The sequence below is a fragment of the Treponema sp. R8-4-B8 genome, from assembly GCF_054786175.1.
Genome location: NZ_BDHE01000007.1, coordinates 64,798 through 76,839, shown reverse-complemented (window position 1 = coordinate 76,839; position 12,042 = coordinate 64,798). Strand labels below are relative to the sequence as shown.

At 46.5% G+C, this 12,042-nt stretch carries 9 protein-coding genes; all 9 read left to right on the top strand.

What is annotated here, in order from left to right; all coding sequences use genetic code 11:
- The coding region (locus ACYVRA_RS02465) for a type IIL restriction-modification enzyme MmeI (RefSeq protein WP_461251165.1) at positions 1-299 on the top strand (299 nt) is incomplete at its 5' end.
- Between the two features lie 363 nt (positions 300-662).
- A complete protein-coding gene (locus ACYVRA_RS02460) occupies positions 663-1,157 on the top strand; it encodes an NADH-quinone oxidoreductase subunit NuoE family protein (RefSeq protein ID WP_461251164.1) in 495 nt (164 codons plus the stop codon).
- Complete coding sequence (locus ACYVRA_RS02455; RefSeq protein ID WP_461251163.1) at positions 1,150-3,039, top strand: NADH-ubiquinone oxidoreductase-F iron-sulfur binding region domain-containing protein; 1,890 nt, start codon at positions 1,150-1,152, stop codon at positions 3,037-3,039. Before ACYVRA_RS02460 ends, ACYVRA_RS02455 begins: the two co-directional genes overlap by 8 nt.
- Before the next feature lie 6 nt (positions 3,040-3,045).
- Positions 3,046-5,031 carry a [FeFe] hydrogenase, group A gene (locus ACYVRA_RS02450; protein ID WP_461251162.1) on the top strand — a complete coding sequence of 662 codons (1,986 nt, stop codon included), beginning with the start codon at positions 3,046-3,048 and terminating at the stop codon, positions 5,029-5,031.
- A gap of 8 nt (positions 5,032-5,039) precedes the next feature.
- On the top strand, positions 5,040-6,752 hold the full coding sequence (locus ACYVRA_RS02445) for a [Fe-Fe] hydrogenase large subunit C-terminal domain-containing protein (protein ID WP_461251161.1): 1,713 nt from the start codon (positions 5,040-5,042) through the stop codon (positions 6,750-6,752).
- Positions 6,749-7,888 (top strand): SpoIIE family protein phosphatase, encoded by a 1,140-nt coding sequence (locus ACYVRA_RS02440; RefSeq protein WP_461251160.1) that lies wholly within the window; start codon positions 6,749-6,751, stop codon positions 7,886-7,888. Before ACYVRA_RS02445 ends, ACYVRA_RS02440 begins: the two co-directional genes overlap by 4 nt.
- A gap of 256 nt (positions 7,889-8,144) precedes the next feature.
- Positions 8,145-9,953 (top strand): glutamine--fructose-6-phosphate transaminase (isomerizing), encoded by a 1,809-nt coding sequence (glmS, locus tag ACYVRA_RS02435; protein ID WP_461251167.1) that lies wholly within the window; start codon positions 8,145-8,147, stop codon positions 9,951-9,953.
- A gap of 62 nt (positions 9,954-10,015) precedes the next feature.
- Positions 10,016-10,588, top strand: coding sequence for an ANTAR domain-containing response regulator (locus ACYVRA_RS02430; protein ID WP_461251159.1), 573 nt, complete (start codon positions 10,016-10,018; stop codon positions 10,586-10,588).
- A complete protein-coding gene (purF, locus tag ACYVRA_RS02425; RefSeq protein ID WP_461251158.1) occupies positions 10,575-11,984 on the top strand; it encodes an amidophosphoribosyltransferase in 1,410 nt (469 codons plus the stop codon). Before ACYVRA_RS02430 ends, purF begins: the two co-directional genes overlap by 14 nt.
- The last annotated feature ends 58 nt before the right edge of the window (positions 11,985-12,042 follow it).

Here is a 12,042-nt window from a genome sequence, read left to right as displayed (position 1 = left end):
CCTGGCCTAACCCAACGGAAAAACAAAAGTCAGAAATAGAAAAACTAGCTCAAGCCGTTTTGGACGCACGTAAACAATTTCCAAATGCAAGCCTAGCCGACTTGTATGACCCTTTAACTATGCCAAAGGAATTACTAAAAGCACACCAGAAATTAGATAAAGCGGTTGAAACTGCCTATGGTCGTTCTTTCGATAATGACAGCCAACGTGTTGCGTATTTATTTGAATTGTATCAAAAGCTAACAGGTGAACTATTTACTGAAACTAAAAAAACAGGAAAAGGTAAAAAAGTTTATTAGGTGTTTGACACCTTTCCCCCCTTTGTGTTCGTGAACCAAAGATTCGATGTTCCTTCGTGAACCTCAACCGAGTCGCAAATGCGGTGAAGGTTCCCTCTAAATCTTCATGAGAACCATTAGCGATATAATACTAAATTTAGGAAAAATGTTAAAAACCAACATTCTTGTCGAATTTCACGTTATTACTGTTTATACTTGACAAATTTTTGTATAATTACTACAATATTATGTTAAATAAAGTGTAACTAATTTATTAGTAACCTTAGTAGCCTTAGTAAACTTAGTTTACATGGAACATTCCCACAAGCATAAAAGCCTGCGGTATGGATGGTAAGAATTCATGGAAAAAGGAGTTGGTTCTGTATGAAAAATGAATTCGGAAAAAAATTTGAAATGGTTTGTGACATATTGGATCGTCATAATCGCAATTCAAGCAACCTGATCGCAATTTTACAGGAGATTCAGGAAGCGTATTCCTATCTGCCGGAGGACATAATGACTTATGTCGCGACGGCTCTGGAAGTCTCGCCGGGAATCGTCTTTGGCGTTGCGACTTTCTATTCACATTTCACCCTTGATCCAATAGGCAAGTATGTTATCAAGGTGTGCGACGGGACGGCCTGTCACGTTAAAAAATCGTTGGCAATCATTAACATGCTGGAAAAAGAGCTTAAACTCAACGAAAAGAAAAAAACATCGGACGACATGATGTTTACGCTGGAGATTGTAAATTGCTTGGGAGCTTGCGGCATCGCGCCTGTAGTTGTAATCAACGAAGACGTGCACGGATCGATGAACCCTGAGAAAACAAAAGCTCTTATTGATAAAATTAAAAAGGAGGAATCCGCAAATGCCTGAACAATTGACGTTAGAACAAAGAAAGGAGCAGTTTGAGCAATCGGCGGCATGTCAAAAACCGCGCATTATTATTTGCGCCGGAACCGGCTGCGTGGCGGGCGGCTCCCTGAAAATTTACGACCGTTTCCGCGAAGAATTGGCAAAGCGCGGATTGAAAGTCGCGGTCGCGTTGGAATGTGAACAAGGCGATTATTCAATCGCGGAAAGCGGCTGTCAGGGCTTTTGCCAGATGGGGCCGCTTGTAACAATAAAACCGAAAGGCATTCTTTATACCAAGGTATCTCCCAACGATGTAGAAGAAATCGTAGAAAAAACGCTGGTGGGCGGCGAGTATGTCGAGCGCCTGCTCTACACAAGCCCCGACCACGGCGCGCCGGTAAAAGAAATGAATAAAATCCCTTTTTACCAGAAGCAGCATCGGTTGACTCTCGCGCTGTGCGGTAATATCGACGTTAAGAATTTAAACGAATATGTCTATCACGGCGGTTATTTCATGGCGCGTAAAGCGTTGCAGGAAATGAAAGACAAAGAACTCTGCGATTTAATGCTTGCCTCCGGCCTTAGAGGGCGTGGCGGCGCGGGCTTCCCCACAGGGCGCAAATGGGATTTAACCCGTATCCATGAAAATGAAGTAAAGTACGTAATATGTAACGGCGACGAAGGCGACCCGGGCGCGTTCATGGACCGCTGCGTAATGGAAGGCAATCCTCACGCTGTGTTGGAAGGAATGATGATCGCGTCGAAGGCGATAAACGCCACGCACGGATACATTTATGTGCGTATGGAATACCCCCTCGCGGTAAAGCGGCTTAGGGCGGCAATTGCACAGGCGCAGGAAGCCGGCATATTAGGCGAGAATATTTTCGGCACGGGTCGAAATTTTAATATCGAAATAAAAGAAGGCGCGGGCGCGTTTGTCTGCGGCGAAGAATCCGCGTTGATTGCGTCTATTGAGGGCAAACGCGGTATGCCGACTTTGAAGCCGCCTTTCCCCGCCGAGAAAGGTTTGTTCGGAAAGCCTACCGCCGTCAATAACGTTGAAACTTTAGCGACGGTTCCGCTCATCCTTCAAATGGGAGCGGATGAATACGCCAAGCTGGGTATTGCGACATCAAAGGGAACAAAAACTTTCGCGCTTACAGGCCATGTCGCTAATACCGGATTAATCGAAGTGCCGTTTGGCGCGACATTGCGGGAAATTATCGGCGACATCGGCGGCGGCGTAACAAACGACGACGGCTCTCTTTGCGGCTGTGATTTTAAAGCGGTGCAGATTGGCGGGCCGTCTGGCGGCTGTCTCACACAGGAACATCTGGACATGCCTCTGGATTATGACAACTTGGCAAAAGTCGGAGCGATGGTTGGCTCAGGCGGCCTTGTCGTAATGAATCAAGGAACCTGCATGGTAAAAATAGCAAGGTATTTTATGCAGTTTACGCAAAACGAATCTTGCGGAAAATGCGTGGTATGCCGCGAAGGAACCCGTCAGATGCTGGTGCTACTCGATGAAATTATCGAGGGCAGGGCAACGGCGGATACCATCGCGTTGCTTGAGGATTTATCGCAGGTTGTTAAAGTCGGCTCTTTGTGCGCTCTCGGCAAAACGGCTCCAAACCCTGTGTTGTCTACTTTAAAATATTTCCGGGACGAATATAACGCCCATGTGTTTGACAAAAAATGTCCTACCGGAAACTGTGAGGCTCTTGCTGACTATAAAATTCTCCCCGAAAAATGCAAAGGTTGTTCTCTTTGTTCGAAAAAATGCCCGGTTGAGGCAATTAGCGGCGAATTAAAGAAACCGTATACCATCGATACTAAAAAATGTATCAAGTGCGGCGCGTGTATGCAGAATTGTAAATTCTCTGCCATTGTAAAAGGATAGGTGCTTATGAAAAATCAAACTGTAATAATTGACCAAACTGCGGTTCCAATAGAAGGGGAACGCAATTTATTGGAACTCTGCCGGAAGGCGGGTATTGAACTGCCAACATTCTGTTATCATTCGGAAATCAGCGTCTACGGCGCGTGCCGTATGTGCATGGTGGAAGTCGAAGGGAAGGGTGTTCTTCCGGCGTGCTCCACAAAAGCGGAAGACGGCATGGTAATTCACACCAACACAAATCAAATCAGAAATATTCGCAAAGTGATTATCGAGCTTCTGCTCGCAAGCCACGATCAGAACTGCACTACCTGCCCGAAGAGCGGGGATTGCCGTCTTCAGGCTATCGCGAAACAACTGGACATTTCCAATGTGCGGTTTAAAAAGATGGGACGCGATGAGCCGAAAGATTTTTCATCGCTTACAATACTGCGCGATCCAAGCAAGTGCATACTCTGCGGTGACTGCGTGAGGGTGTGCGAAGAAATTCAATCTGTAGGAGCGTTAGGTTTTTCGTACAGAGGAGCGAGAGCGCACGTTGGAACCTGTTTCAATAAGGGAATCGGCGAGATTGAGTGCGTGGGTTGCGGCCAGTGCGTAAAGGTCTGCCCGGTCGGCGCCATTACTCCCAAATATCAAATTAACAGCGTATGGAACGCCCTTTACGACAAGAGCAAAACGGTCGTGGTGCAAATCGCCCCCGCCGTGCGCGTGGCTCTTGGCGAATACTTCGGCAAAGACCCCGGCACGCTCCACATCGGACGGATCATCACCGCCCTTCGCAGAATGGGTTTTGCTAAGGTGTATGACACCTGTTTCGGCGCGGACTTTACCGTAACTGAGGAAGGAAAAGAATTTTTGGAACGCCGCAAGAGCGGAGAAAATCTGCCGATGTTCACCTCGTGCTGCCCCGCATGGGTAAAATTTGCCGAGCAGTACTATCCCGACTTTTTAAACAACTTGTCTACCTGCCGCTCTCCGATGGAGATGTTCGGCTCCCTGTGCAAAGAATATCTGTGCAAAGATTTAAACATTACCCGTGAAAATTTAGTGGTAGTGGCGATAATGCCATGTACGGCGAAAAAATTTGAAGCTGACCGCGACGAGTTTAAAAAGAACGGAAATCCCGACGTGGATTTTGTCATCACCAGCAATGAACTTGCGCTGATGATGAAAGAAAACGGCATAGACTTTGACAAAATGGAACTTGGCTCTTTTGACATGCCGTTTGGTTACTCCACAGGCGGCGCTGTCATTTTCGGCTCCTCAGGAGGCGTAAGCGAAGCGGTGCTTAGATTCGCGGGTGAAATACTTGAAAAAGGCTCCGCTAAAGAATTCAAACAATTACGCGGCGAGAACGGAATTAAAACCTCCGAGATTATTGTCGGCGGCCAAAAGTTGCAGTTGGCGGTTGTCAGCGGTCTTGCAAATGCGAGGAGCCTGATCGATAAAATCCGCAAAGGGGAAGTCAATTACGATTTGATAGAAGTCATGGCGTGTTCAGGCGGCTGCGTAAACGGCGGCGGCCAGCCGATAACATCGGACAGGTTAGCGGTAATAAAACGCTCAAAGGGACTTTTTGATAACGACAAAATGCTGCAATTCCATATCTCATCGGAGAATCCGTACTTACAGCAAATCTACGCGGAAAGCCTGAACCACGAAAAAGCGCATGAGCTTTTGCATACGTCATTTGAAAACCGCAAGAGAATCACGCAGGAAGATATTATGCTTGGAGAGTCTTCCGGCAACAAAGAGCTTACTTTGGAAATCTGCTTTGGTACCAGTTGTTTCCTTCGCGGCGCGCAGAATCTTTATAAAGACATAATGAATTACATCAGGGAAAATAAACTTGAAGACTTAATTGAATTTAAAGCTACTTTCTGCGGGAAGCATTGCAAGAAGGGACCGGTATTGAGCGTGAATGGGAAACTGTTGGAAAAATGTACTTTTGACGACGCAAAGGCTGAGATACATACCGTACTGAAAAGGTAGAGGCTGTTATGCAACAGCAGGTAATTTATACCATTACGGCAAACTGCCAGGATTGTTACCGCTGTGTGCGTGAATGTCCTGTAAAAGCCATCAGTATCAGCAGCGGACAGGCGCATGTTGAGGATGATTTATGTATTAAGTGCGGCACTTGCGTACGGGAATGTCCTCAACACGCCAAGACCGTGCGCTCTGATTTAGAGGAGGCAAAGGCGTTGCTTGAGGGCGGCAGAATCGTAGCCGCCAGCATCGCGCCGTCTTTTGCCGCCATGTTTCCAGGCGCGTTAAGCCGCCGCCTTCCTTCCGCGTTACGCCAGTTGGGTTTTAAATATGTCAGCGAAACTGCCGAGGGCGCGAAATACATAACGGTTCAATCTTTCGCGAAGCCGCAGAAGGGAAGCATTTGCACCGCCTGCCCCGCCGTTGTCAATTTTATTGAAAAGTATCACTACGAATATTTAGACGCTTTAATACCTGTAGTCTCCCCAATGATAGCCCACGGCAGAATGATCAAAGAACAGCACGAAGGTTGCGCCGTAATTTTTATCGGCCCATGCGCGGCAAAAAAGCAGGAAATTTTAAGGCCGGAAAATATCGACGCGGTGGACGTTGTTCTAACATTTAATGAACTTTCACAATGGCTTTTGTCGGAAAATATCCAACTGGAAAATTGTTCTGAAAGCAGCTTTGATCAATTTTATGAGACGGGAGACGCGAGGCTGTTCCCCATTCAGGGCGGTATGTTGAAAACGGGCAACATTCAAAATGACGGGACGCAGACGGACGTATTACACATAAGCGGCGCTGATGACATTTTAGAGTTGTTTTCCAACAATTCAGATTTAGACGGCAAATTGATTGAGCCGCTGTTTTGCAAAGGCGGCTGCGTTGGAGGGCCTTGTTTTGGAGACGAAGATTCCGAGGCTTACGCTCATAATCTGTTTACAAGGCGGGAAAGCGTAATCCGTTACGCGCAGGCGGCGGCTAAAAATAACAAGGCGTTTCCCGAGCGTAAAATTTCTCATCAGACGAATTTCATTTTGGACGAGCAAAAGCAGCAAGAGGTTACGGAAAATCAAATCCATAAAATATTTGAGCTTACCGGAAAAATAACGCCTGAGCTTCAACTTAACTGCGGCGCATGCGGCTATAACAGTTGTACTGAAAACGCTATCGCGGTCGTGCGCGGCATGGCGGAGCCTGAGATGTGCATTCCTTACATGCGCCGTCTTGCCCAACAGCGCACAGACAGAATTATTGACACGACGCCAAACGGTTGCGTGGTCTTGGACAGCGAGTTGTGCATAGTTAAAATGAATCCCGCTTTTCAAAGAATGTTTACGTGCAACAACGGCATTTTAGGAAGACGCATTTCTTATCTTGTGAACGCGAGCGGTTTTGAAAGTTTACATTCCGGCGCTACGGATAAATATGAATCAATACAGGTAAAATACGGGATCAAGTACCATGAAATTCTTTACGCTCTGCGGGAAGAAAAGCAGTATGTCGGGATTTATTCAGATATTTCCAAACTCAAATTTGATTCCGGCCAGTTGGATACGATAAAATCGCAAACCTTAATGCACGCAAGAGAGTTTCTGGATCATCAAGTGCGGTTCGCGCAGGAGATGGCGCATTATCTGGGCAAAAGTACCGCGCAAAGCGAAGAAATAGCGAAGCGTCTGATTGGGCTGTATGAAGAAGACAGCGGTGAAACGACATGAAATTCTTTGATGATTTTCTTTATCAAAAAAATAAAAAAAAACATGAAGTCTGCGGAGATTTCTGCCTTTATGAGCGGACAGCCTTAGGTACGGTTTATGTGGTATGCGACGGAGTTGGTTCGGGGATTTACGCAAATATCTCGGCCATCACCTGCGCCAACCGTATTCTGGAACTGATCCGCAGGGGAATGTCTCTTCGTATGACAAGTGAAACGGTCGCCGCGTCCATGCATCGCGCCCGTAAAGAAGACATTCCGTTTTCCGCCTTCTCGGCAGTTTTAATTTCACCCGACGGCCAATTCACCATTTATTCTTATGAGTCGCCAAATCCTATTTTAATGCAAAATAACCACGCGAAAGTTCTTGCCCCGCGTTTTTACACTGCGGGCTTTGAAGTGATTGGAGAGTCTTCAGGCGTCCTTAATATGGGAGATTCCATCTTAATGTTCTCAGACGGAGTAAGCCAGGCCGGCTTAGGACACGGGCACGGCATGGGCATCGGCTCGGACGGGGTTTCCTCTTACATCAATTTGAACTACAAGCCCCACGATAATATCGCCACTCTCTCCAAGCGCGTTGTTGAAATGTGCAAAACGGTATCGGGCGGAACCCACGAGGACGACACTACCCTAGTCCTTATCCACTGCAGAGAAGCGAATGAGTTAACCCTGCTGACAGGGCCGCCTTCAAACCGTTCGATGAATCATAATTACGCGCTAAAATTTATGGACATGCCAGGCAAGAAGATCCTCAGCGGCTCTACGACTACGGATATTATCTCGGAGGAGTTAGGGTTAAAAGTTGAAACGACTATGAGTAAAACTTACGGCCAGCTTCCCGATTACCGCATTGAAGGAATTGATTTAGTCACAGAAGGCGCAATCACGTTGAATCAAGCCTATAATATTCTTGACGAGCCCGTGGAGCGGCTGTCCACAAATACCGCCGCGGAACGCATCTGTCTAATGTTGCACGCCGCGGACGTAATTTATTTAATGGTAGGAAACGCCGCAAACTCCGCGCACGAAGATTTAATCTTTAAACAGACCGGCGTCCACCTCCGCAAACACGTAATCGGCCACATAGCCGCAACCCTAAAAAAAATGGGCAAACTGGTAATAGAACAGTACTATTGACAATTAGTCTACATTTTAATAAATTAATTCTCAGAATACCTCTCGCAAAGGCGCAGAGGCGCAAAGTTCCTGTTCGATAGCTCATTGTTGATCTAGATATATTAGTTTAACGACAAATATTGAAGGAAAAACGATGATCCTACGAACAACAACTTTGCGCCTCTGCGCCTCGCCTCTGCGAGAGAAAATTTTGGAATAATGCTTTGTGAAGTTTTAAATGTTACAGAGTACTAGTGTTTATCAGGAGGGTAACAATATCTGCGGAATTATTGGCTATGTAGGGAAAGAGGACGCTGTTCCCATTATTGTTGACGGGCTCAAAAAACTTGAGTACCGGGGATACGACTCATCCGGTATCGCGGTTTACGGGCAGAACGGCTTCGACGTGATAAAACAAAAGGGGCGCCTTACGGCGTTGGAAGCGCGGCTTGCGGAGCGACCGCTTACAGGACACTTGGGGATCGGCCACACGCGGTGGGCTACTCACGGGGAGCCGTCTGACATAAACTCCCACCCGCACTTGGGGAGCAAGGAAAAAATAGCCGTTGTCCATAACGGCATAATAGAAAATTACAAGCTTTTAAAAGAACGACTTGAGAATTGGGGGGTAAATTTCGCCTCGCAAACGGACAGCGAAGTAATCGCGCAGTTCGCGGAGCATTATTACAACGGCGATTTGCTAGATACCGTCATCCATACCGCAAACGCGGTGGAAGGCTCTTACGCGCTGGGGGTTATTTGCGTTGACGAGCCTGACGTGCTTATTGCCATAAAAAAAGACAACCCGCTTATTATCGGCGTGTCCGAACACGGTAATTTTATCGCCTCTGACGTTCCCGCCGTGTTAAAACACACGAACAAAGTCTACTATCTTAACGACAAAGAAATCGCGGTACTGAGAAAAGACAGCGTTCAATTTTTTAACATCGACAAGGAACCGCTTGAAAAAACTTTGGAGACGATAACGTGGAATCTTGACAGCGCGGAAAAAGGCGGCTATCCGCATTTCATGCTCAAGGAAATTATGGAGCAGCCTAAAGTTTTGCGCGAAACAATTAAATCCGCGTTAAATAACTATAAAAGCGTAATTGACAATCTTGACGTATCGCGTTTTACAAAGATCGTAATAACCGCCTGCGGTTCGGCTTACAACGCGGGCGTTACCGCAAAATACGTGTTTGAAAGATTGTGCAGATTTCAGTCGATTGAAGTCGAGCTCGCGAGCGAGTTCAGGTACAGGGACGCGGTAATTAACGATAAAACTCTTGTCATTTTGATAAGCCAGTCCGGCGAAACAGCGGATACAATCGCGGCTCTGCGCGAGGCGAAAAACAAGGGCGCTTTTACGCTTTCAATAGTCAATGTGGTGGGAAGCACAATCGCGAAGGAAGCGGACATTTGCCTGTTCACCGCGGCAGGGCCGGAAATTGCAGTTGCCACGACAAAAGCTTTTTCCGCACAGCTTGTACTGCTGTATTTTTTAGCCGTATGGTTCGCCGTCAAACTGGGAAAAATACCTAAGGAAAAGGAGAGTGAGCTGTTATCGCAAATTTCAGCTTTGCCGGAAAAAGTTGAGAACATACTTAAACAGGTCGATGCGATTCAAAAATACGCCGCCGCCTGCATCGGCTATAAGAGCATTTTTTTCATCGGCAGAAATATTGATTACGCGATTACGCTGGAAGGCTCTCTCAAACTTAAAGAAATTTCCTACATTCACTCCGAGGCCTACGCCGGCGGCGAATTGAAGCACGGAACTATTTCCCTAATCGAAGAAGATACGCTGGTTGTCGCAATTTCAAATTGCGCCCCGCTCTACGGAAAAATTATGAGCAATGTGGAACAGGTTATAAGCCGGGGCGCGAAGGTGCTGCTCATCGGCAACTGCCCTGCCGCAAAGTCTAACGAAAAAATTTTTCACATCGCCTTGCCGGAAAGTCAGGATTTATTTTCCCCGTCTTTGTCGGTCATTGTTTTGCAGCTTTTCGCTTATTATGTCGCCGCGAATAAAGGGCTGGATATTGACAAACCGCGAAACCTCGCCAAAAGCGTTACCGTTGAATAAAGAAGGTATTCTATAAAAACCGTTAATTCTATATTATTAATGTATGGAAGGGCGGCGATAAAATGGAAAGCGCTTTGATTGTTTCAGACATAGAAAAAGACACCGCTCTTTTTACCGTGATGTTAAACGCGGCTTCCTGCCGTCAAATTATATGCCAAAAGTCCGTTGAAAGCGCGTACAAGCTTTTGCAAAAACAAAACTTCGATTTAGTGATTGTCAATTCTCCGCTACCCGATGAATCAGGCGAAAGTTTTTCACGTTCTGTCGCTTCCAAAGGCGCGTCGCAGGTTATCCTCATTGTAAAAAATGAATCCTTCGATTCCGTATCCGCCGCCTGCGAGAAAGACGGGGTTTTAACAATCTCAAAACCGGTTGACAAGGCGGTTTTTTGGTCGGCATTGTCAATTGTAAAATCAGTTCAGGGCAGGATAAAAAAGATACAGGCTGAGAATGCTCAGTTAAAGAAAAAAATCGAGGATATACGCGTCATTGACAGGGCAAAGTGCATTTTAATTTCATATATGAAAATGAGCGAGCAGGAATCTCACAGGTATATTGAAAAACAGGCGATGGATATGCGATCATCAAAGAGGATTGTAGCGGAGGGGATTTTAAAAAGGTATGAAAATTTTTAGGAAACTGAATGAGGAGTGCGCTGTTTTTGGAGCCAGTTTAACCGACGACGAAGCGGCGGGCATTACTTATAACGGTTTGCTTGCGCTTCAGCACCGTGGGCAGGAAGGAGCCGGCATCGCGGTCGCCAACAACCGAAGTATCGTATGCCATAAAGACGTAGGCTTGGTCAGCGAAGTGTTTTCAGGCGAAGAATTAAAAAATTTGCCAAAGGGCGGCGTTGCCATCGGGCATACGCGTTATTCAACAACCGGACACAATACAAAGGAAAACGTAGGTCCTTTTGTTACGGAATATCTGACGGGCAGAATCGCGACCGCCCACAACGGAAATATTACAAACGCTTCTGAAATTCGATCTGAATTGGCGGGACTGGGCGTTCATTTTAACGCGACAAGCGACAGTGAAGTTGTCTCTTCATTAATAGCGTATTATATAACAAAGGAAAAAAGCTCATTCAAAGGAGTCACCAAAGCCGCAAATATGCTCAAGGGTGCGTTTTCGCTCGTCATCGCGACAAGCAAAAACAAGCTGATTGCCGTCCGCGATCCAAACGGCTTCCGTCCTCTTTGCATCGGTAAAAACGGAATTGGCATTATTGTCGCCTCCGAGACTTGCGCTCTTGACGCATGCGGCTTTGAATTTGTCCGCGATGTTCTGCCCGGAGAAGTCGTAATAATTGAAAATGGGAAGATAACTCATCATGGCGTAAAACTTGAAAAAAAAGAAAATGATCATGGGCTTTGCATTTTTGAATACGTCTATTTCGCGCGCCCTGATTCTGTGATTGACGGATTAAGCGTTTATAACGCGCGGTACAACATGGGGCTTGAACTGGTGAAGGAGTATCCCGTACAAGCCGACTTTGTCTGCGGCGTTCCCGACTCCGGCCTTGACGCCGCATCCGGCTACAGCGCTGAAAGCGGCATTCCGCTGATTACGGGTTTTGTAAAAAACAGATACATCGGCAGGAGTTTTATTTACCCGACTCAGACGCAGCGCGACAGCGCGGTCAGGCTAAAACTTAATCCGCTGTCCGCCTGTATCCGAGGAAAAAGAATCGTCCTTGTTGATGATTCCATTGTGCGCGGCACAACCAGCGAAAAAATTGTTAAGAGCCTTAAAAACGCCGGAGCGAAGGAAGTGCACATGAGAATTTCTTCGCCGCCGTTCCGATATTCGTGCCACTACGGAACGGACATTGACAGCGAAGAAAACCTGATCGCGAATAAAATGAGCATGGACGAAATCTGTCATAAAATAGGCGCGGATACTTTGGGATACATCAATATAGAGGACTTAAAAAAAGCCTGCGGAGGCTGCGCTTTAGGTTTTTGCACGGCTTGCTTTACCGGGAACGGGAAGGCGAAACGCGCTAGAAAAAATGTGTTTGAGTAGAAAAAATTTCACACAAAGAACACAAAGAGACAAAGATCACAAAGAGGAATAGGGGGTT

Excerpts from the sequence above, each read along its gene's own strand:
- ACYVRA_RS02460 (WP_461251164.1), top strand. The coding sequence starts at position 663 with ATGAAAAATGAATTCGGAAAAAAATTTGAAATGGTTTGTGACATATTG.
- ACYVRA_RS02455 (WP_461251163.1), top strand. The coding sequence starts at position 1,150 with ATGCCTGAACAATTGACGTTAGAACAAAGAAAGGAGCAGTTTGAGCAA.
- ACYVRA_RS02450 (WP_461251162.1), top strand. The coding sequence starts at position 3,046 with ATGAAAAATCAAACTGTAATAATTGACCAAACTGCGGTTCCAATAGAA.
- ACYVRA_RS02445 (WP_461251161.1), top strand. The coding sequence starts at position 5,040 with ATGCAACAGCAGGTAATTTATACCATTACGGCAAACTGCCAGGATTGT.
- ACYVRA_RS02440 (WP_461251160.1), top strand. The coding sequence starts at position 6,749 with ATGAAATTCTTTGATGATTTTCTTTATCAAAAAAATAAAAAAAAACAT.
- ACYVRA_RS02430 (WP_461251159.1), top strand. The coding sequence starts at position 10,016 with ATGGAAAGCGCTTTGATTGTTTCAGACATAGAAAAAGACACCGCTCTT.
- purF (WP_461251158.1), top strand. The coding sequence starts at position 10,575 with ATGAAAATTTTTAGGAAACTGAATGAGGAGTGCGCTGTTTTTGGAGCC.